Annotated in this window: 20 protein-coding genes and 1 pseudogene; 16 read left to right on the plus strand and 5 right to left on the minus strand. The window is 74.0% G+C overall.

The window, feature by feature from the left end; all coding sequences use genetic code 11:
- The first annotated feature begins 94 nt into the window (after positions 1-94).
- From ald to ACFYYT_RS32800, 10 genes and pseudogenes are all read left to right on the plus strand, one after another.
- A complete protein-coding gene (gene ald / locus ACFYYT_RS32755; RefSeq protein WP_351830563.1) occupies positions 95-1210 on the plus strand; it encodes an alanine dehydrogenase in 1116 nt (371 codons plus the stop codon).
- A 368-nt stretch (positions 1211-1578) separates the two neighbouring features.
- The gene (locus ACFYYT_RS32760; protein WP_351830561.1) at positions 1579-2697 is read left to right on the plus strand and encodes a ParA family protein; all 1119 of its coding nucleotides are present in this window, start codon (positions 1579-1581) and stop codon (positions 2695-2697) included.
- Positions 2682-3191, plus strand: coding sequence for a hypothetical protein (locus ACFYYT_RS32765; RefSeq protein WP_362865410.1), 510 nt, complete (start codon positions 2682-2684; stop codon positions 3189-3191). The genes ACFYYT_RS32760 and ACFYYT_RS32765 overlap by 16 nt, the downstream gene beginning before the upstream one ends.
- Positions 3192-3379: 188 nt before the next feature.
- Positions 3380-4378: a ScpA family protein gene (locus ACFYYT_RS32770; protein ID WP_351830144.1), complete on the plus strand. Its 999-nt coding sequence runs from the start codon at positions 3380-3382 to the stop codon at positions 4376-4378.
- Positions 4375-4999: pseudogene (gene scpB / locus ACFYYT_RS32775) on the plus strand (SMC-Scp complex subunit ScpB); the annotation flags it as partial. The gene ACFYYT_RS32770 and the pseudogene scpB, both read left to right, overlap by 4 nt.
- A gap of 3 nt (positions 5000-5002) precedes the next feature.
- Positions 5003-6445 (plus strand): pseudouridine synthase, encoded by a 1443-nt coding sequence (locus ACFYYT_RS32780; RefSeq protein WP_388610299.1) that lies wholly within the window; start codon positions 5003-5005, stop codon positions 6443-6445.
- 159 nt (positions 6446-6604) lie between these two features.
- Complete coding sequence (gene pnuC, locus ACFYYT_RS32785; RefSeq protein ID WP_351830153.1) at positions 6605-7213, plus strand: nicotinamide riboside transporter PnuC; 609 nt, start codon at positions 6605-6607, stop codon at positions 7211-7213.
- Positions 7210-8316 carry an AAA family ATPase gene (locus ACFYYT_RS32790; RefSeq protein WP_351830155.1) on the plus strand — a complete coding sequence of 369 codons (1107 nt, stop codon included), beginning with the start codon at positions 7210-7212 and terminating at the stop codon, positions 8314-8316. Before pnuC ends, ACFYYT_RS32790 begins: the two co-directional genes overlap by 4 nt.
- Positions 8313-9086: an NUDIX domain-containing protein gene (locus ACFYYT_RS32795; RefSeq protein WP_351830158.1), complete on the plus strand. Its 774-nt coding sequence runs from the start codon at positions 8313-8315 to the stop codon at positions 9084-9086. Before ACFYYT_RS32790 ends, ACFYYT_RS32795 begins: the two co-directional genes overlap by 4 nt.
- The gene (locus tag ACFYYT_RS32800; RefSeq protein ID WP_351830161.1) at positions 9083-10135 is read left to right on the plus strand and encodes an ADP-ribosylglycohydrolase family protein; all 1053 of its coding nucleotides are present in this window, start codon (positions 9083-9085) and stop codon (positions 10133-10135) included. Before ACFYYT_RS32795 ends, ACFYYT_RS32800 begins: the two co-directional genes overlap by 4 nt.
- A gap of 3 nt (positions 10136-10138) precedes the next feature.
- Here ACFYYT_RS32800 and ACFYYT_RS32805 read toward each other — a convergent pair whose 3' ends face one another.
- The 3 genes from ACFYYT_RS32805 to ACFYYT_RS32815 form a co-directional block, all read right to left on the minus strand.
- A complete protein-coding gene (locus ACFYYT_RS32805; RefSeq protein WP_351830164.1) occupies positions 10139-10837 on the minus strand; it encodes a DNA polymerase beta superfamily protein in 699 nt (232 codons plus the stop codon).
- A gap of 82 nt (positions 10838-10919) precedes the next feature.
- Positions 10920-11402, minus strand: coding sequence for a Rieske (2Fe-2S) protein (locus tag ACFYYT_RS32810; RefSeq protein WP_351830165.1), 483 nt, complete (start codon positions 11400-11402; stop codon positions 10920-10922).
- 98 nt (positions 11403-11500) lie between these two features.
- Positions 11501-11842 (minus strand): DUF952 domain-containing protein, encoded by a 342-nt coding sequence (locus tag ACFYYT_RS32815; RefSeq protein WP_351830168.1) that lies wholly within the window; start codon positions 11840-11842, stop codon positions 11501-11503.
- Between the two features lie 138 nt (positions 11843-11980).
- Here ACFYYT_RS32815 and ACFYYT_RS32820 point away from each other — a divergent pair, with 138 nt between their 5' ends.
- The 5 genes from ACFYYT_RS32820 to der all read left to right on the plus strand — a co-directional run bounded on the left by ACFYYT_RS32820 (position 11981) and on the right by der (position 16733).
- Positions 11981-12439 carry a YidB family protein gene (locus ACFYYT_RS32820; RefSeq protein ID WP_351830170.1) on the plus strand — a complete coding sequence of 153 codons (459 nt, stop codon included), beginning with the start codon at positions 11981-11983 and terminating at the stop codon, positions 12437-12439.
- A 200-nt stretch (positions 12440-12639) separates the two neighbouring features.
- Entirely contained in the window at positions 12640-13728 is a 1089-nt protein-coding gene (locus ACFYYT_RS32825; protein ID WP_351830172.1) for a prephenate dehydrogenase, read from the plus strand.
- Between the two features lie 114 nt (positions 13729-13842).
- A complete protein-coding gene (cmk, locus tag ACFYYT_RS32830) occupies positions 13843-14550 on the plus strand; it encodes a (d)CMP kinase (protein WP_351830173.1) in 708 nt (235 codons plus the stop codon).
- Between the two features lie 56 nt (positions 14551-14606).
- Positions 14607-15194 carry a lysophospholipid acyltransferase family protein gene (locus ACFYYT_RS32835; RefSeq protein ID WP_351830182.1) on the plus strand — a complete coding sequence of 196 codons (588 nt, stop codon included), beginning with the start codon at positions 14607-14609 and terminating at the stop codon, positions 15192-15194.
- Positions 15195-15269: 75 nt separating this feature from the next.
- Positions 15270-16733, plus strand: coding sequence for a ribosome biogenesis GTPase Der (gene der / locus ACFYYT_RS32840; RefSeq protein ID WP_351830174.1), 1464 nt, complete (start codon positions 15270-15272; stop codon positions 16731-16733).
- Positions 16734-16754: 21 nt separating this feature from the next.
- On the opposite strand, the gene ACFYYT_RS32845 is transcribed toward der, so the two are convergent.
- Together ACFYYT_RS32845 and ACFYYT_RS32850 are read right to left on the minus strand one after the other, a co-directional pair.
- Positions 16755-17207 (minus strand): hypothetical protein, encoded by a 453-nt coding sequence (locus ACFYYT_RS32845; protein WP_385323606.1) that lies wholly within the window; start codon positions 17205-17207, stop codon positions 16755-16757.
- A gap of 165 nt (positions 17208-17372) precedes the next feature.
- A complete protein-coding gene (locus ACFYYT_RS32850) occupies positions 17373-18188 on the minus strand; it encodes a hypothetical protein (protein ID WP_351830179.1) in 816 nt (271 codons plus the stop codon).
- 292 nt (positions 18189-18480) lie between these two features.
- On the opposite strand from ACFYYT_RS32850, the gene ACFYYT_RS32855 reads away from it, so the two are divergent.
- Positions 18481-19194, plus strand: a complete 714-nt coding sequence (locus ACFYYT_RS32855) for a transglycosylase family protein (RefSeq protein ID WP_388610275.1) — start codon at positions 18481-18483, stop codon at positions 19192-19194.
- The last annotated feature ends 334 nt before the right edge of the window (positions 19195-19528 follow it).

Consider the following 19528-nt stretch of genomic DNA (forward strand, 5'->3'; position numbering starts at 1 on the left):
GTCATCTCGTGGTGCATCCCGTTGCGCGTTCTTGTGGGCGGGTATGTATGGAAGTGCCCCGTAATATCCCCTGAGCCAAGGACCGTGATCGACGATGAAGGTCGGCATCCCCCGCGAGGTCAAGAACAACGAGTTCCGGGTCGCCATCACGCCCGCCGGTGTGCATGAGCTGGTCCGCAACGGCCACCAGGTCTTCGTCGAGCAGAACGCCGGTGTCGGCTCCTCGATCACGGACGCCGAGTACGTCTCGGCCGGTGCCGAGATCCTCGGTACCGCCGATGAGGTCTGGGCGACCGCGGACCTGCTGCTGAAGGTCAAGGAGCCCATCGCGGAGGAGTACCACCGCCTCCGCAAGGACCAGACCCTCTTCACCTACCTGCACCTCGCGGCCTCCCGCGAGTGCACGGACGCCCTCCTCGCGTCCGGCACCACCGCCATCGCGTACGAGACGGTGGAGACGGCCGCCCGCCAGCTCCCGCTCCTCGCCCCGATGTCCGAGGTCGCGGGCCGGCTGGCCCCGCAGGTCGGCGCCTACCACCTGATGCGCTCGGCCGGCGGCCGCGGCGTGCTCCCGGGCGGCGTCCCCGGCACCCACGCCGGCGAGTGCGTGGTCATCGGCGGCGGCGTCTCCGGCTGGAACGCGGCGCAGATCGCCATCGGCATGGGCTTCCACGTGACCCTGCTGGACCGCGACATCAACAAGCTCCGCGAGGCCGACAAGATCTTCGGCACGAAGATCAAGACGATCGTCTCCAACGCCTTCGAGCTGGAGAAGGCCGTCATCGAGGCCGACCTCGTCATCGGCGCGGTGCTGATCCCGGGTGCGAAGGCCCCGAAGCTGGTCACCAACGAGCTCGTCGCCAAGATGAAGCCCGGAAGTGTCCTTGTCGACATTGCGATCGACCAGGGCGGCTGCTTCGAGGACTCCCGTCCGACCACCCACGCCGAGCCGACCTTCATGGTCCACAACTCGGTCTTCTACTGCGTCGCCAACATGCCGGGCGCGGTGCCGAACACCTCCACCTACGCGCTGACCAACGCGACCCTGCCCTACATCGTGCAGGTCGCGAACCTCGGCTGGGCCGAGGCGCTGCGCCGTGACCCGGCGCTCGCGCTGGGCCTCAACACCCATGACGGCCAGGTGGTTTACGGTCCCGTCGCCGACGCGCACGGTCTGCCGACCCTTGAGCTGAACACCCTGCTCGGCTGAGCCGTCAACGACTGACGTCAATCTCACGTATCCGGCCGGACCTTGCCCCCGAGGTCCGGCCGGACGCGTTTGCGGCGGTACCGGTGACCCCGTTCAACTCGCCTCGAACGTAACCCTTTAACCCTTTCGCACACCCGCGAAACTTCGCGGCGACAGCTCGTACGCCCTTGACAGAGTGGTGTTCGGTTGCCGACACAACGCGTCGGGTACGGCGGATTGTGTTGCCGCTGGGCGGTGACACGCCATAGAGTCGCCAACCGTCGGCATGGTGCAACGCTGACCTATCGATAAGTGTCCTGGTCACGTCCGAGGAGGTAAGACGACTTGTGAATGAGTCGACATTTGCTCCTGGGGGTGGTCGAGCAGACGTGCCTGAGCGGGGCCAAGGTCCTGCCGGGCTCGAAGCCGTGGGCTCCGTCGCAGTCCGCACCTTCGCAAACCACCAGCACATGACGACGCCCCAAAAGAGCATGGACGGCCTAGACGTGAACTCCAGGGCCGGCGACCCGAGCGGCGAAAAGCCCGTGGGTTTCGCCGACTACGACAACGTGCCCGAAGGGCACTTCTACGACCCCGACGCGGAGTACGAACCGGACCCCGAGTACGCGGCCACCCTCGCCCCCGACGCTGCCCGCCAGCGCCGTGAGCGGATCGGCCCGACCGGACGCCCGCTGCCGTACTTCCCGATCCCGGGTCCGCTGACCGACCACGGTCCCGCGAAGATCATCGCGATGTGCAACCAGAAGGGCGGCGTGGGCAAGACCACGTCGACCATCAACCTGGGTGCCGCGCTCGCCGAGTACGGGCGCCGCGTGCTGCTCGTCGACTTCGACCCGCAGGGCGCGCTGTCCGTGGGCCTCGGCGTGAATCCGATGGAACTCGACCTGACGGTCTACAACCTGCTCATGGAGCGGGGCATGTCGGCCGACGAGGTGCTGCTCAAGACGGCGGTCCCCAACATGGACCTGCTGCCGAGCAACATCGACCTGTCCGCCGCCGAAGTGCAGCTGGTCAGCGAGGTCGCGCGCGAGTCGACCCTCCAGCGGGCGCTCAAGCCGCTGATGGCCGACTACGACTACATCGTGATCGACTGTCAGCCCTCGCTCGGTCTGCTGACCGTGAACGCCCTGACGGCGGCTCACAAGGTCATCGTCCCGCTGGAGTGCGAGTTCTTCGCGCTGCGCGGTGTCGCGCTGCTGACCGAGACCATCGAGAAGGTGCAGGAGCGGCTCAACCCCGAGCTGGAGCTCGACGGCATCCTCGCCACGATGTACGACTCCCGTACGGTGCACAGCCGCGAGGTGCTGGCGCGCGTCGTCGAGGCCTTCGACGACCACGTCTACCACACGGTCATCGGCCGGACGGTCCGCTTCCCGGAGACCACGGTCGCCGGTGAGCCGATCACCACGTACGCGTCCAACTCCGTCGGCGCCGCCGCCTACCGCCAGCTGGCCAGGGAGGTGCTCGCCCGGTGTCCCGCCGAGTGAGTCTGCCCGGAGCCGACGAACTGTTCCGTACGACCGGGGGCACGGCCCTGCAGTCGTCCTCGCCCAGGCGGGGCGGCGACGAGGCGCAGGCCGCCGGAGCGGAGCGCTCGGCCGCACCGGCGGACGGCACGGCGAGGACCACGGGAGACGCCCGCGGCCGGGAGCCCGGCGAGCCCGGCGTGGGCCCGCAGCGCAGGCCGCAGGAAGGTTCTGCCACCTCCGCCGGGGCGTCCTCGCCCCGGTCCGGCAAGGGGCAGGGCCGGGGCGCCAACCGGCGGCCGAGCGGGCGCGAGCGGCACGACGAGAAGATCACGGTCTACGTCTCCGCCGAGGAGCTCATGGACCTGGAGCACGCCCGTCTGGTGCTCCGCGGCGAGCACGGCCTCGCCGTCGACCGCGGCCGCATCGTGCGCGAGGCGGTCGCGGTGGTCCTCGCGGACCTGGAGTCCCGCGGCGACGCGAGCATCCTCGTCCGCCGCCTGCGCGGCCGCTGACCGCCCGCCCGCCGGCCACCGCGCCGCCCGGGCCGTCGCGACCGCCGTGAGGCCCCCGCCGCCCGCGCGGCCGCCGCCGGCGGCCGCGACGCCGCGGACCCGGGCGGGGGCGTACCCGGACATCCTCCCGGACAGGGCCTAGGCTGCTGATGGCCGTCCGGCCGTCCCCCGCCCCACCCTGGACCCCGATGCCCCCGAACCACCCCGCCGCCCGCCCCGCCCGCCGGAGCCTCGGGCGCGGCCCGGGAGCCCCCGGGGAGCCCGCCCCCGAGGAAGCCGCTGAGGCGCCCGCTGAGGCCCCCACGGCCACCGGGAGCGGGGAAGGGGCCACGGGGACCCCCGAAGCCGCAGGCGGGCCCGTCGCGGCGCGCGAGGAGCCCGCGGCCGGAGGTGACGGCCGGTTCACGCTGCGGCTGGCGAACTTCGAAGGCCCCTTCGACCTGCTGCTCCAGCTGATCTCCCGGCACAAGCTGGACGTGACCGAGGTCGCCCTGTCCCAGGTCACCGACGAGTTCATGGCCCACATCCGCGCCATGGGCCCCGACGGGGACCTCGACCAGACCACCGAGTTCCTGGTGGTCGCCGCCACCCTGCTCGACCTCAAGGCCGCCCGGCTGCTGCCCGTCGCCGAAGTCGAGGACGAGGCCGACCTGGCCCTGCTGGAAGCCCGCGACCTGCTCTTCGCCCGGCTGCTCCAGTACCGGGCGTACAAGCAGATCGCCGCGATCTTCGAGACCCGGGCCGAGGACGAGGGCCGCCGCCACCCGCGCACCGTCGGGCTGGAGCCGCACCTCGCCGAACTGCTGCCCGACGTCGTCATCGCCATCGGCGCCGAGGGCTTCGCCCGCCTCGCGGTGCGCGCCATGCAGCCGAAGGCGAAGCCCGAGGTCTACGTCGACCACATCCACGCCCCGCTCGTCAGCGTGCGGGAGCAGGCCGGGCTCGTCGTACGGGTGCTCAAGGCGCGGGGCGAGGCCACCTTCCAGGAGCTCACCGAGGACGCCCCGGACACCCTCACGGTCGTGGCGCGCTTCCTGGCCCTCCTGGAGCTCTACCGGGAGAAGGCGGTCTCCCTCGACCAGGAGGACGCCCTGCTGACGCTCACGGTGCGGTGGACCGGCGGGGACGGCGACGGGATGCCGACGGTGACGGACGAGTTCGACCAGGTCGTGGAGGTACGGGAATGACGACGCAGGCGCTGGACCTCAAGGGCGCCCTGGAGGCCGTCCTGATGGTGGTCGACGAGCCCGCGACGGCGGAGCACCTGGCCAAGGTGCTGGAGCGGACCCCGCGCGAGGTCGCCGGGGCGCTGGCCGCGCTGGCCGACGAGTACACGGCCGAGCGGCGCGGATTCGAGCTGCGGCAGGTCGCCGGCGGCTGGCGCTTCTACTCCCGGCCCGCCTACGCGGCCGCCGTCGAGGCCTTCGTCCTGGACGGCCAGCACGCCCGTCTCACCCAGGCGGCCCTGGAGACCCTCGCGGTCGTCGCGTACCGCCAGCCGGTCAGCCGCTCGCGGGTCTCGGCGGTCCGCGGAGTCAACTGCGACGGGGTCATGCGGACCCTCCTGCAGCGGGGTCTGGTGGCCGAGGCGGGGACGGAACCCGAAACAGGTGCGATCCTGTACAGGACGACGAACTACTTTCTGGAGCGGATGGGCCTGCGAGGCCTGGACGAGCTCCCGGAGCTCGCGCCCTTCCTCCCCGAGGCGGACGCGATCGAAGCCGAGACGCTGGAGGGTGTGCCGTCGTTCGATCCGGACGCACCGTACGCGCCGGATACTCATGAATGACGACAAGACGACGGAATTTTTGATGCGAAGCAGCGGTAACGGCAACGGCGGCGGTAACAGGAACAGCGGCGGTGGAGGCGGACGAGGCGGCTCCTCGGGCGGCGGCTACCAGGGCGGCGGCTCCCGCGGGGGCTCGTCCGGCGGCTCGCGCGGCGGCTCCGCAGGCGGCGGCTCCCGCGGAGGGTCCTCCTCCGGTGGTGGCTACCAGGGTGGCGGCTCGCGCGGCGGTTCGTCCGGTGGTGGCTACCAGGGTGGCGGCTCCCGTGGTGGTTCGTCCGGTGGTGGCTACCAGGGTGGCGGCTCCCGTGGTGGTTCGTCCGGTGGTGGCTACCAGAGCGGCGGCTCGCGCGGTGGTTCGTCCTCCGGTGGCTACCAGAGCGGCGGCTACCAGGGCGGTTCCGACTCCCGCGACCGTGACCAGGCGCCCGCGCCCCGGATCCGCAACCCCCGCCCCGAGGAGCGCCGCTACGACGTCGGCCCCGAGGGCGAGCGCAACGGGCGCAGCGGCCCCCGTGCCGGTGGCGGCGGTGCCCGTGGCGCTGCCGCGCGCGGTGGTGCCAAGGGCGGCCCCAAGACCTCCAGGACCCCCGGCATCGGCGGAGCGGGCGGCCCGCGCAGCGGCCCCGGCAGCCGGAGCGGCCAGTCCAAGCCGCGCGAGCTGGAGGCGCGGATCGAGGAGCGCGTGCGCGACCGGTACGCCGACAAGCCCGTGATCAAGACCCCGAAGACCTTCCCGGGCGCCGAGGAGGAGGGCGAGCGACTGCAGAAGGTCCTCGCCCGGGCCGGCATGGGCTCGCGCCGCGCGTGCGAGGAGCTCATCGAGCAGGCGCGCGTCGAGGTCAACGGCGAGATCGTGCTGGAGCAGGGCAAGCGCGTCCAGCCGAAGGACGAGATCAAGGTGGACGGCCTGACCGTCGCCACCCAGTCGTTCCTGTTCTTCGCGCTGAACAAGCCGGCCGGCGTCGTCTCCACCATGGAGGACCCGGACGGGCGCCAGTGCCTGGGCGACTACGTCACCAACCGCGAGACCCGCCTCTTCCACGTCGGCCGGCTCGACACCGAGACCGAGGGCATCATCCTCCTCACCAACCACGGTGAGCTGGCCCACCGCCTCACGCACCCGAAGTACGGCGTGAAGAAGACCTACGTCGCCGCGATCACCGGCCCGCTGCCGCGCGACATCGGCAAGCGGCTCAAGGACGGCATCGAGCTGGAGGACGGGTACGCCCGCGCCGACCACTTCCGCGTCGTCGACCAGCTCGGCAAGAACTACCTGGTCGAGGTGACCCTCCACGAGGGCCGCAAGCACATCGTCCGCCGCATGCTCTCCGAAGCCGGGTTCCCGGTGGAGAAGCTGGTCCGCACCTCCTTCGGCCCGATCGAGCTCGGTGACCAGAAGTCGGGCTGGCTGCGCCGCCTGACCAACACCGAGGTCGGCATGCTGATGCGCGAGGTCGGCCTGTAACACCCCCGCACCCCCGTGCCCCACGGGGTGCACCGGAAGCCCGCGACGCCCCCGAGGCGTCGCGGGCTTCCGCCGTTTCCGGCCCGGTTTCCCGCTTGTCGGGCGCCCCCTTCCCTGTTTATAGTCAGAGTGACCATTAAGGGAACGGGGGCAACCGCCATGGGGTGGAGTACGAGCTGGACCGAGGTGCTCGGCTTCGTCACCGGCGCCGTCTGCGTCGTCCTGGTGGCGCGGCAGCACCTCGCCAACTGGCCGGTCGGCATCGCCAACAACGTCTTCTTCATCGTCCTGTTCGCCCGGGCGGGGCTCTACGCCGACGCCGGGCTGCAGATCGTCTTCATCGCCCTCGCCGCGTACGGCTGGTGGTCCTGGACCCACGGGGGTGGACCAGGAACCGCCACGGCCCTGCCGGTGCGCCGCACCACGGCCGCCGAATGGGCCTGGCTGCTCGCGGCGGGGGCGGTGGGGGTCGCCGGGCTGACCCTGCTGCTCGGCGCGGTCAGCGACTCCACCGTCCCCTTCTGGGACGCGCTCACCACCGGGCTCTCGCTGATGGCCACCTACGGGCAGTGCCGCAAGCTCCTGGAGTCCTGGTGGCTGTGGATCGCCGCCGACCTGGTGTACGTCCCGCTCTACCTCTACAAGGGCCTGTACCTGACCTCGGTCCTGTACGTCGCCTTCCTCGCCCTCTGCGTCGCCGGCCTCATCGGCTGGCGGCGCACCCTGCCGGTGGCGGACGCCCGTACGGCCGCGGGGGCGACGGCATGAGCGCGGACAGGACCGCGGCCCGGCGGAAGCGGTACCGCCACGGGCTGGTGCTCGGCAAGTTCTACCCGCCGCACGCCGGCCACCACCACCTGGTGCGCACCGCCCAGGACCAGTGCGAACGGCTCACCGTCCTGGTGTGCGCCGCCTCGGTGGAGTCGGTGCCGCTCGCCGACCGGGTGGCCTGGATGCGCGAGGAGCACCCCGGGGCGCGGGTGGTCGGGGCGGTCGACGACATCCCCGTCGACCTGCACGACCCGGCGGTGTGGGAGGCGCACATGACGATCTTCCGCGGCGCGGTGGGCCGCCCCGTGGACGCCGTGTTCACCTCCGAGGCCTACGGGAGCGAGCTCGCGCGGCGGTTCGGCGCCGAGGAGGTCTGCGTGGACCCGGCGCGCAGCCTCTTCCCGGTGTCGGGGACGGCCGTGCGCGCCGACCCGGCGGCCTGCTGGGAGTTCCTCGGGCCGGGCGTACGGGCCGCGCTGACCCGGCGGGTCGTCGTGCTCGGCGCCGAGTCCACCGGGACCACCACGCTCTCGCGGGAGCTGGCCGCGCACTACCGGCGGCGCGGCGGGGTGTGGGCGAAGACCGGCTGGGTCGCCGAGTACGGGCGCGAGTACAGCCAGGAGAAGCTCGCGGCGGCCCGGGCGGCCGATCCGTCGGCGTCCTGGACGGACGTGGCCTTCACCTCGCGGGAGTTCCCGGTGATCGCCCGCCGCCAGGACGCGGCGGAGGAGCGGGCCGCGCGGCTGGGCTCGCCGGTGCTGTTCTGCGACACCGACTCCTTCGCGACCGGCATCTGGCACGCGCGGTACACGGGCGGCCGCAACCGGGAGGTCGAGAAGATCGCCGACCGGACCCGGCGCCACCTCTACCTGCTGACCGACGACGCCGGGGTGCCCTTCGAGGACGACGGGCTGCGCGACCAGCCGCAGCTGCGGCCGTGGATGACGGCCCGCTTCCGGCGGGAACTGACGCGCACCGGACGGCGTTTCCTGCTCGTGAGCGGGGACCGGCGCACCCGGCTGGAGAAGGCCGTGGCGGCGGTCGACGCCCTGCTGGAAGAGGGCTGGCGGTTCGCGGCCCCCCTCCCGGAGCGACGGTGAACGCCGGCGCGGCGGGCACTGCCCGCCCCGGGCCCGGCGGGGCCGGGGGGTATGACCCCCGGGCCTTCGAGCCGTTCGCGGTGACCGTGGACCTCGCCGTCCTCACCGTGCGCGGCGGCGTACTGCACGTCCTGCTGATCCGGCGCGGCCAGGAACCGTACGCCGGTGCCTGGGCGCTGCCCGGCGGGTTCGTGCTGCCCCGGGAGTCCGCCGAGACCGCCGCCCGCCGGGAACTGGCCGAGGAGACGGGCCTGGCGCCCTCCCTGGTCGAGGCCCTCCACCTGGAACAACTGCGCACCTACAGCGAACCCGACCGGGACCCCCGGATGCGGGTGGTGTCGGTGGCCTTCACCGCACTCGTCCCCGACATGCCCGAACCGGCCGCCGGGGGCGGCGGGGACGCCGACCGGGCCCGCTGGGTGCCGGTGGGGGAGGTGTCCGGGCCGGCCTTCGACCACGCGCTGATCCTCGCGGACGCGCGCGAGCGGGTGGGCTCCAAGCTGGAGTACAGCTGCCTCGCCACCGCCTTCTGCCCGCCCGAGTTCACCCTCGGGGAGCTGCGGGCCGTCTACGAGACGGTCTGGGGCACCACCCTGGACCGCCCCAACTTCCGCCGCAAAGTGCTCGCCACCCCGGGCTTCGTCGAGGCCGTCCCCGGGGCCGCCCGGCTGACCGGCGGCCGCGGCAAACCCGCCGCGCTGTACCGGGCGGGCCCGGCGACCGTCCTCCACCCGCCCCTGCTGCGCCCCACGGAAGGTCAGGCCCGATGACGACGAGCCCCACGACGCGCTCCACGAAGAGCCCGGCCGCGCGCAAGCGCCCCGCCACCGGCGCCCTGATCGGCCTGGCGCTGGGTGACGCCCTCGGCTTCCCGACCGAGTTCAACGACGTGCCGTCGATCCTCGCCAAGACCGGCCCGTGGCGGCGGATGGCCCTGCCGGCCCCGGCCGTCGTCACCGACGACACCCAGATGACCCTGGCGCTGGCCCGCGGCATGCGCGCCGCCGCCGCACGCGGGCCCGTCGGCCCGCTGCGGCTCACCCGGCCGGTCCGGGAGGAGTTCGTCGACTGGTACCACTCCCCGGAGAACAACCGGGCCCCCGGCCGTACCTGCATGGTGGCCTGCCGCCTCCTGGACGAGCCCGGCCGGGACTGGCGCGACGCCAGCCAGACCGGCTCCAAGGGCTGCGGGGCCAACATGCGGGTGGTGCCGGTCGGGCTCGTCCCCGGCTGGACGCAGGAGGAGCGGGCGGGCGCCGCCCAGCTCCAGGCGGCCCTCACCCACGGCCACCCCACCGCGCTCGCCGCCTCGGACCTCACCGCGCGGGCCGTGCACCTGCTGGCGCGGGGCACGGAGGTGACCGGCCTGGTCGGGCAGCTGCGCTCGTACGCCCTGGAGAACCGCACCCGCTACCACGAGCGCTGGCTCGGCGACCTGTGGCGGCGCACCGCCCACGACCCCGGTCCGGAGTCGTACATCGCCCGGGGCTGGGACGAGTGCCTGACCGCCCTCGACCGGCTCGCCGCCGCGCTGCGCACGCCGTCCCCGGAGACCGACCCCTGCCTGACCACCGGCGAGGGCTGGATCGCGGAGGAGGCGCTGGCCACCGCCCTGCACTGCTTCCTGCTGTTCCCCGAGGAGCCCCTGCTCGCCCTGCGCCGGGCCGCCTGCACGGCGGGCGACTCCGACTCCCTCGCCTGCCTGGCCGGTGCCTTCGCGGGCGCCCACCTCGGCGCGGACGTCTGGCCGCGCGACTGGGAGGGCCGCATCGAGTACCGCTCCGAGCTCCTGGACTTCGGCGCCCTCTGGGACGCCTGATCCCTACGCGGCGCGCCCGGTCCGCAGGGCCGAGGCGAGGCGGGCGCGGTGGAGGTGGTCGCCCACGCGGGCGTGGTCGGGGTCCTCGGGGAGGGGGGAGGCCGCGAGGGCGGCGTCACACTCCCGCTCCAGGCGGGCCATCCAGGCCCCGGCCTCCTCCCAGGTCCGCTCGCCGCGCCTGACCGCGAGGAGCTCCTCGCGGTAGGGGCCCGCGTCGATCGTCAGGCGGCCGGTGCGCAGCAGGTCGCGGCAGGAGACCAGCAGCCGCAGCAGGTGCATGGCGTGCTTCCAGCGCGGGGCGCCGTGGAGGCGGACGTCCGCGAGGAGCTTGCCGTGCTGGGACTTCGCGTAGCGGGTGAACGTGGCGTGGGCCCGGCGGGAGAGGAACGCCCCGCGCAGGGCGAGGAGTTCCTCGCCGGCCGGGGTGAGGTGCTCCACCAGGGGGGAGTGCAGGCACTCCAGGATGTTCGGGTTGGCCCGCAGCGCGAGCTCGCAGAAACGTTCCAGCTCCCAGGAGAACTCCTCGTCCCGGGGCCCCTCCACATGCGTCGGCGGCTTCTGGAACCGCCAGAACAGCGGGGTGGGGGCGAGGAAGACGCCGCGCCGGTCGGTGTCGCTCGCCTCCGTGGCCAGGCCGAAGGCACGGGAGCCCATGACGCAGGCGTAGATCGTGTGCTCCCGTACCAGGGTCAGGTCGTCCATCCCGGGAGGGTAGGCGGCCGGGACGGTCCTGGGCGACCCCTTTCGGATCGTGCCGGGCCCGACAAGCTCCGAAAGGGGCCGCCTAGGCGAGCGAGATGGCGCCGTCGGGCGCCACCGTGATCTTCTGCTCGGGGAGCGGCCGGGTGGCCGGGCCCTTGATCACGGCGCCGTCCGAGACCTGGAACGTGCTGCCGTGGCAGGGGCAGTCGATCGTGCCGTTGGCGACCTTGTTCACGAGGCAGCCCTGGTGCGTGCACACCGCGGAGAAGCAGCGGAAGGACCCGGCCGTCGGCTGGGTCACCACCAGCTTCTGGTCCTTGAGGATCACACCGCCGCCGACCGGTACCTCCGAGGAGGACTTGACGAGGGTCTTGCCCGCGGCCTGCCCGGACGGCTCGCCGGAGACCTTCGGGGAGGGGGCGCTGCCCGACTCCCGGGCGGGCGCGTCCGCGCCGCCGCCCCCGCACGCGGCGAGGGTGCCGCCGGCCAGGGCGGCCGCACCGACCGCCAGTACCGTGCGCCGGGCGGTCGGGGCGGCGCCGCTCATCGGATTCGGGTCGCTCATGGGGGGACTCCTCGTTCGGTGGCCGGAAGGGCGAGCAGCATCCTGGCGCGTGGCGGGCTCCGGGAGAAGCCCGCCACACCTTCGGCCCCGGCTCGGCTTCACCCCGTCGGCTGCCAGGGGGTGAGCTCCGCCGGACCGTCCGGGACGCGTACCACCTCCCACACGCGTACCACCGCGTCCCGGTTCAACGGCCCGAAGACGTGCGGGTAGCGGCCGTCGGGGCCGTCGTCCCGGCGCACCTCGGAGGTCAGGGCCGCCTCGTCGAGCTCCACGGCGAGCAGGGTGCCGGGCACCTGCCGGTAGTGGGCGTCCACGATGGCGAGGGCGGTCGGGCGGTCCGCCGAACAGTGCACGAAGCCCTCGGCGGCGAGCGAGGCCGGGGCGTACGGGAGCGCGGGCGCGGCGCTCCAGTCGGCGAGCGGGACGAGATGGAAGATCATGCCGGTGGTTCTACCGCAGGAGCCGCCGAAGGACGCGCGCCGGGTGGCGACCCGTCCCGATCCGGGCGACATTGTCCGTGTCTCGAAGCCGGGCACGACGCCGGCGTGCGGCCCGGCCCCTCTTCGAAAGGCATGAGCATGGCGGGTAACAACGACCTCGGCGGACTTCTCGGCGGTCTGCTCGGCGGCGGCGGCCAGGGCGGTGGTCAGGGCGGCGGCGCGGGCAACATCCTCGGCGCGCTGCTCGGGGCCCTCGGCGGCGGGGGCGGCGGCCAGGGCGGCCAGGGCGGCCAGGGCGCGGGCGGCGGGAACAACCCGCTGGGCGGGCTGCTGGACATGCTGACCAAGTCCGGCCTCGCCGACCAGGCGCAGTCCTGGCTCGGCACCGGCGACAACAAGGCCGTCAGCGGTCCGGAGATCGCCCAGGCCCTGCCGGACGAGGCCCTCCGCAAGGCCGCCGAGCAGGCCGGCGTCAGCCCGGAGCACGCCGCCGAACAGATCGCGCAGGCGCTGCCGGCGGCCGTCGACAAGCTGTCGCCGGAAGGACAGCTGCCGAGCGGTTCGCTGGAGGACATCATCAAGCAGCAGAACCTCTAGGGCGCCGGCCAGAGCGCCGGCCACAGCACGAGCTCCCGGCGCCGGCCAGAGCGCGGCTCGGAGCGCCGCTCCGGGCCCCGCTCCGCGCGCCGGCGAGGGCCCGGCGGCCGTCCCACGGGGTGGCCGCCGGGCCCTCGCCGCACCCCCGGTGGCTACCCTGAGTCAGGCCCGCCGTCACGCGATCACCCTGGAGCGCCCCCGTGAGAACCGCCGTCGTCATCGGAACCGGACTGATCGGCACCTCCGCTGCGCTCGCCCTGACCGCGCGCGGGGTCGCCGTCCACCTCATGGACCACGACTCGTCCCAGGCCCGTACGGCCGCCGCCCTCGGGGCCGGCAGCGACGAGGCCCCCGAGGGCCAGGTCGACCTCGCCATCGTCGCGGTCCCCCCGGCGCACGTGGCCCGGGCCCTGGCCGACGCCATCGGCCGCGGGACGGCCCGCGCCTACGTGGACGTCGCCAGCGTCAAGGGCGGCCCCCGCCGGGAACTGGCGGCGCTGGGCGCGGACACCTCCGCGTACATCGGCACCCACCCCATGGCCGGCAAGGAGCGCAACGGCCCGCTGGCCGCCACCGCCGACCTCTTCGAGGGCCGCCCCTGGGTGCTCACCCCCACCCGGGACACCGACCACGAGGTGCTGAACCTGGCGCTGGAGCTGGTCGCCCTGTGCCGGGCCGTGCCCGTGGTGATGGACGCCGACGCGCACGACCGCGCGGTCGCCCTGGTCTCCCACACCCCGCAGCTGGTCTCCAGCATGGTCGCCGCCCGCCTGGAGGAGGCCGACGAGACGGCCGTGCGGCTGTGCGGGCAGGGCATCCGCGACGTCACCCGGATCGCGGCCTCCGATCCCCGGATGTGGGTGGAGATCCTCTCCGCGAACCCCGGCCCGGTGGCCGACGTGCTCTCCGGGATCGCCGCCGACCTGGAGGAGACCGTCGAGGCCCTGCGCGGACTCCAGTCCGCCGACGAGGCGAAGCGCCGGGGCGGGGCCGCCGGCATCGAGGACGTCCTGCGGCGCGGCAACGCGGGCCGGGTACGGGTCCCGGGCAAGCACGGCGCGGCCCCCGCCGCCTACGAGACCGTCGGGGTGTTCATCAGCGACAAGCCGGGCGAGCTGGCCCGGATCTTCGCCGACGCCGGCCGGGCCGGGGTCAACATCGAGGACGTCCGCATCGAGCACGCCACCGGCCAGCAGGCCGGCCTGGTCCAGCTGATGGTCGAGCCGCGCGCCGTCGCGGGCCTGACCGACGAGCTGCGCGAGCGCGGCTGGTCCCTGCGCCGGCAGTGACCGGACCGGTCCTGGACCGGGCGGGACCAAGGGGTGCCGGGGCCCGGTAACCTGGGGGAGGGGCGCTCTTGGCGCGCCCGGACACGTACGTGCAACCAGGAAGGTGCCCGCACCGTGGAAACCGCCGCTCCGTCCGCCGTGACCGTCGCCATCGACGGTCCCTCCGGCACGGGCAAGTCCAGCACCTCCAAGGCCGTGGCCGCCAAGCTCGGGCTGCGCTACCTGGACACCGGTGCCCAGTACCGGGCCATCACCTGGTGGATGATCACCAACGGCGTCGACACCGACGACCCGCAGGCCATCGCCGTCGCCGCGGGCAAGCCCGCGATCGTCTCCGGTACGGATCCGGCCGCGCCCACCATCACCGTCGACGGCCAGGACGCCTCCGGCCCGATCCGCACCCAGGAGGTCACCTCCAAGGTCAGCGCCGTCAGCGCCGTCCCCGAGGTGCGCGCCCTGATCACCGAGCTCCAGCGCTCCATCGCCGCCGAGGCGGTCCGGGACGCCGAGGGCATCGTGGTCGAGGGCCGGGACATCGGCACCACCGTCCTGCCGGACGCCGACCTCAAGGTCTTCCTGACGGCCTCCGCCGAAGCCCGCGCGGCCCGCCGCAGCGGCGAGCTGCGCGGCAAGGAGGCCTCGGACCTCGCGGCCACCAGGGAAGCCCTGATCAAGCGCGACGCGGCCGACTCCGGCCGCAAGACCTCCCCGCTGGCCAAGGCCGCCGACGCCGTCGAGGTCGACACCACCGACCTCACCCTGGACCGGGTGATCGAGTGCGTCGTCACCCTGGTGGAAGAGAAGCGGGCGGGCCGCCCGTGAGCGGTACGCCCTCCCTCAAGGGTGCGGCGGTCGGCAGGCGCATCGGCATCGGGCTCATGTACGGGCTGTGGAAGCCGCGCGTGCTGGGCGCCTGGAAGGTGCCGGCCACCGGCCCCGTCATCCTGGCCGTGAACCACTCCCACAACATCGACGGCCCCATGGTCATGGGCACCGCGCCCCGGCCGCTGCACTTCCTGATCAAGAAGGAGGCCTACGTCGGCCCCCTCGGCCCCTTCCTGGAGGGGATCGGCCAGGTGAAGGTGGACCGGACCGGCACGGACCGGGGCGCCATCACCCGCGCCCTCGGAGTGCTGGAGCGGGGCGGCGCGCTCGGGATCTTCCCCGAGGGCACCCGCGGCGAGGGCGACTTCGCCTCGCTGCGCGCCGGACTCGCGTACTTCGCGGTCCGCGGCGGCGCCCCGATAGTGCCCGTCGCGGTCCTCGGCAGCACCGAGGCCGAGGGCCGGCTCGTCCGGGGCCTGCCGCCGCTGCGGAGCCGCGTCGACGTCGTCTTCGGCTCCGCCTTCGACGCCGGCGACGGCACCGGCCGCCGGACTCGCACCGCGCTGGACCAGGCCACCGAACGCATCCAGGGACGGCTGACCGCCCACCTGGCCGACGCCAAGCGCCTCACCGGGCGCTGAGCGAGACTTGACCTAGTAGTGGAACCGCGCTGCGCGGGTGCCACCGATCACCACGAACGACGAGGAACGGACTTCATGAACGACCAGCACGACCACGGAGCACTTGGCGACGCCGAGTACGCGGAGTTCATGGAGCTCGCCGCGGAGGAAGGCTTCGACATCGAGGATGTCGAAGGCGCGATCGAGGAGGCGGGCCACGGCCCGCTGCCGGTCCTCGCCGTCGTGGGCCGCCCGAACGTCGGCAAGTCGACCCTGGTGAACCGCATCATCGGCCGCCGCGAGGCCGTCGTCGAGGACAAGCCGGGTGTCACCCGAGACCGCGTGACGTACGAGGCCGAGTGGGCCGGGCGCCGCTTCAAGGTCGTCGACACCGGCGGCTGGGAGCAGGACGTCCTCGGCATCGACGCCTCCGTCGCCGCTCAGGCCGAGTACGCCATCGAGGCCGCCGACGCGGTCGTCTTCGTCGTGGACGCCAAGGTCGGCGCCACCGACACCGACGAGGCCGTCGTCAAGCTGCTGCGCCGGGCGGGCAAGCCCGTCGTGCTCTGCGCCAACAAGGTCGACGGCCAGAGCGGCGAGGCCGACGCGGCCTCCCTGTGGTCCCTCGGCCTCGGCCAGCCGCACCCGGTCTCCTCCCTGCACGGCCGCGGTACGGGCGACATGCTCGACGCCGTCCTGGAAGCCCTTCCGGAGGCCCCCGAGCAGACCTTCGGCGGCGCCGCCCCCGGCGGCCCGCGCCGCATCGCGCTGATCGGCCGCCCGAACGTGGGCAAGTCCTCCCTGCTGAACAAGGTCGCCCGCGAGGACCGCGTCGTCGTCAACGAGATGGCGGGCACCACCCGCGACCCGGTCGACGAGCTGATCGAGCTCGGCGGGGTCACCTGGAAGTTCGTGGACACCGCGGGCATCCGCAAGAAGGTGCACCTCCAGCAGGGCGCCGACTACTACGCCTCGCTGCGCACGGCCGCCGCCGTCGAGAAGGCGGAGGTCGCGGTCATCCTGATCGACACGACCGAGAACATCAGCGTCCAGGACCAGCGCATCATCACCATGGCCGTCGAGGCCGGCCGCGCGATCGTGATCGCGTACAACAAGTGGGACGAGCTGGACGAGGAGCGCCGCTACTACCTGGAGCGCGAGATCGAGACGGAGATGCAGCAGGTCGCCTGGGCGCCCCGCGTCAACGTCTCCGCGCTGACCGGCCGTCACATGGAGAAGCTGGTCCCGGCGATCGAGACCGCCCTCGCGGGCTGGGAGACGCGCGTCCCCACCGGCCGTCTGAACGCCTTCCTCGGCGAGGTCGTCGCGGCCCACCCGCACCCGATCCGCGGCGGCAAGCAGCCCCGCATCCTGTTCGGTACCCAGGCGGGCAGCAAGCCGCCGAGGTTCGTCCTCTTCGCCTCCGGCTTCCTGGAGCACGGCTACCGCCGCTTCATCGAGCGCCGCCTGCGCGAGGAGTTCGGCTTCGAGGGCACCCCGATCCACATCTCGGTGCGGGTGCGCGAGAAGCGCGGCGCCCAGTACAAGAAGAAGAAGTAGCAGGACGGACGGCCGCCGGGGTCAGTAGCCCCGGCGCGGAGCGGGCGGCAGGGCCGCCGGGATGTGCTGCATCCCGGTCGGGTGCTGTCGCCCGCCGCCGTATCCGGACCCGGAGGTCCCGGCGTGTGCGTACGAGGGCTGCGGGGCCGGCGCGGGCACGTGGGCGGGCTGCCAGGGCTCGCTCGGCTGCCACGCGGAACCGTTCCAGCCGCCCGCGTAGGAGCCGCTGCCGTAGGACCCGCCGTAGCCGCTGCCGGAGTACGAGGACCCGTACGAGAACGCCGTGAAGCCGAGGTCCTCCTCCCCGCTGCGGTCGCCCGGCAGGGCCCGGAAGGCGCGCAGGTACTCGGAGTACAGCGTGTCGTAGATCGGGGTGTGCGAGGCGGCCGGTGTGATGTCCCGGTCCCGTGCGGGGCGCATCGGGGGGACGCTGCTCGGATAGGACGGGGCGCGGGAGGGGTCGTATGAATGCACGTATCAGCCAACGAACCCGGGGCCGTGCGGATGCGGGGTGACGGCACGGAAAACGCAGATCGCCGGGGGTGCGCGGGACGGACCGCGCACCCCCGGCGCATGCCGCACGGCCCCGGAGCCCGGGGCGGGCGGCCGTTTCCTGCGGGGGGAGGAAGGACGGGGCGCTCAGGCGCCGGGGGTACCGGCCAGCGGCATGGAGGCGGCGACCAGCTTGCCGTTGCTCGCGGCCTTGTCCAGGGCGTCGCGGAGCAGGTCCTCGCGCGGCTGCTGGCCGATGGAGCCGAACGGGGCCGCGTAGATGAGCACGCGCTGGGTCTTGTTGACGGCGGCCCGCCAGCCGTCGGTGACGCTGAGCGCCTGGTGCGCCTGCCACCACGCCACCTGGGGGCCGCCCTCGGCGCCGGGCTGGAGCACGGCGTGCAGCTGGCCGCCCGCGAGGAGCACCGACCAGCCCGCGAGGGCGGAGGGGACCTCGTCGGTGTCGGTGACCGGGATGAAGCCCTGCTCGATGAGGAGCGGCAGGAAGTCGTCGCCGGGGCCGGTGGTTCCGGGGCGGGCGATCGGGCCGGTCGGCTCGACGACCAGGGCCGGGTGCAGCTCGCCGCGGATCAGGACCAGGCCGCTGGTGATGCCGAGGACCGCCTGGCCGCCGGGGACGGGCTGCGGGTCGTCATCGGTGGCCAGGCGGTCCTCGGGGGCCGGGCTGTCGCCGGTGATGCTGCGGACGGCGCCCTGGAGCTGCTCCTCGGAGACGGTGACGACCTGGGAGGGGATGCAGCTGGCGTGGGCGAAGGCCAGCACCGCGGTCTCGTCGCCGACGAACAGCACGGTGCTCGTGGGGTCGGTCTCGGGGTCGCCGGGGGTCCGGCAGGAGGTGCAGTCGTAACTGCCCGGGGCGTCGTCGCCGGTGAGCAGCCTGTCGGCTTCCTCGTCACCGATCTCTTCACGTACCTCAAGACTGACGTCGAGCATGCGCGGCACGGGGTGGCTCCTCATTCGTGCGGAGGCCGGGGGGTTCCCGGCTCGCCGGGCTCAACGGAGCAGCGGTCGCCGGGGTCACGCCGTTTGAGGGAACGGAATCGAACCGGCCACCCGGAAGAGTGAACCGGCCGACCGGCGCTTCGCTTTTGTGTCAAGTGTTGGCTGGTTGTGCGCAGTTGGCGGCTGTCGCTGGCCGTTTGGGGGAGGGGTGGCGGTCGGCCGTCCGGGTGGGGCGCGGGGGCGGGCGGTGTGGCGGGCGGGGCGGCGGGAGGGGGCTGCGTAGCGTGACGCGATGCCCGAACTCCGATTGCGGCGCCTGGCGTCTTCGGTCGTGGCCGTTGCCGCGCTGGTGCTCGTACCCGTACCCGTACGCGCGGAGGCTGCCGTCGGCGCCGTCGGCGCCGTCGGCGCCGCCGTCCCGCCGCCGCCCGCGCCCGGGCCGCCGGGGGTCGGCGTCGGGCGCGGGGCGGGGGCGGGGGACTGCGGACCGGGCGGGCAGTGGCCGTGGGACTGCGTCGCCGACTGCGAGAGCGGCGGCCGCTGGGCGGTGAACACGGGGAACGGCTTCTACGGGGGGCTGCAGTTCTGGCAGCCGACCTGGGAGGAGTACGGGGGTCTCGCGTACGCGGTGCGGGCGGACCTGGCGAGCCGGGACCAGCAGATCCGGGTGGGGGAGGAGCTGCTCGCCGCGCAGGGGTGGGAGGCGTGGCCGGTGTGCGCGAAGCGGTACGGGCTGGCGGGGCGGGCGCACGTGGTGCGCGGCGGGGAGACGCTGGACGCCATCGCGCGGAAGAGGGGGGTTCGGGGTGGGTGGAGGGCGCTGTACGAGGCGAACCGGGGGGTGATCGGGGACCGGCCGGAGCGGCTGCGGGTGGGGCTGTTCCTGGCGCTCCCGCCGAGGACGGCGGCTCCGCCGGTGTCGCCTCCGGTGGTGGTGCCTCCGGCGGTGGTTCCGGGGCCGGGGGTGCCGTCTGCGGGGCCGGCGCCGGCCGTGCCGGGGCGCTGAGGCCGGGCGGGGCCGGGGGGCGCCGCTGCGCGTGGCGTCCCCTACCCGCCCTTCCACCGTTCCCGCCTCAGGCGCCCGCGCGGCTGGAGGACCGGCCCCCGGGTGGGCCGGGGGCCGCGTCCCGCGCGGCCCACTGCACGGCGCTCCGCGCCCGCGCCTCAAACGCCGGCGGGGCTGGGGGTTCGGGGTGGGGGGGGGGGGGGGGGGTGGGGGGGGGGGGGGGGGGGGGGGGGGGGGGGGGGGGGGGGGGGGGGGGGGGGGGGGGGGGGCGGGGGCCCGGGGGGGGGGGGGGGGGGGGGGGGGGGGGGGGGGGGGGGGCCGGGGGGAATGGCGG

The organism is Streptomyces sp. NPDC002032 (assembly GCF_042890765.1).
GTDB lineage: Bacteria > Actinomycetota > Actinomycetes > Streptomycetales > Streptomycetaceae > Streptomyces.

Coding starts and splice junctions, on each gene's coding strand:
- ald (WP_351830563.1), top strand. CDS start 95: ATGAAGGTCGGCATCCCCCGCGAGGTCAAGAACAACGAGTTCCGGGTC.
- ACFYYT_RS32770 (WP_351830144.1), top strand. CDS start 3,380: ATGCCCCCGAACCACCCCGCCGCCCGCCCCGCCCGCCGGAGCCTCGGG.
- ACFYYT_RS32780 (WP_388610299.1), top strand. CDS start 5,003: ATGCGAAGCAGCGGTAACGGCAACGGCGGCGGTAACAGGAACAGCGGC.
- pnuC (WP_351830153.1), top strand. CDS start 6,605: ATGGGGTGGAGTACGAGCTGGACCGAGGTGCTCGGCTTCGTCACCGGC.
- ACFYYT_RS32790 (WP_351830155.1), top strand. CDS start 7,210: ATGAGCGCGGACAGGACCGCGGCCCGGCGGAAGCGGTACCGCCACGGG.
- ACFYYT_RS32800 (WP_351830161.1), top strand. CDS start 9,083: ATGACGACGAGCCCCACGACGCGCTCCACGAAGAGCCCGGCCGCGCGC.
- ACFYYT_RS32805 (WP_351830164.1), bottom strand. CDS start 10,837: ATGGACGACCTGACCCTGGTACGGGAGCACACGATCTACGCCTGCGTC.
- ACFYYT_RS32810 (WP_351830165.1), bottom strand. CDS start 11,402: ATGAGCGACCCGAATCCGATGAGCGGCGCCGCCCCGACCGCCCGGCGC.
- ACFYYT_RS32815 (WP_351830168.1), bottom strand. CDS start 11,842: ATGATCTTCCATCTCGTCCCGCTCGCCGACTGGAGCGCCGCGCCCGCG.
- ACFYYT_RS32820 (WP_351830170.1), top strand. CDS start 11,981: ATGGCGGGTAACAACGACCTCGGCGGACTTCTCGGCGGTCTGCTCGGC.
- ACFYYT_RS32835 (WP_351830182.1), top strand. CDS start 14,607: ATGTACGGGCTGTGGAAGCCGCGCGTGCTGGGCGCCTGGAAGGTGCCG.
- der (WP_351830174.1), top strand. CDS start 15,270: ATGAACGACCAGCACGACCACGGAGCACTTGGCGACGCCGAGTACGCG.
- ACFYYT_RS32855 (WP_388610275.1), top strand. CDS start 18,481: ATGCCCGAACTCCGATTGCGGCGCCTGGCGTCTTCGGTCGTGGCCGTT.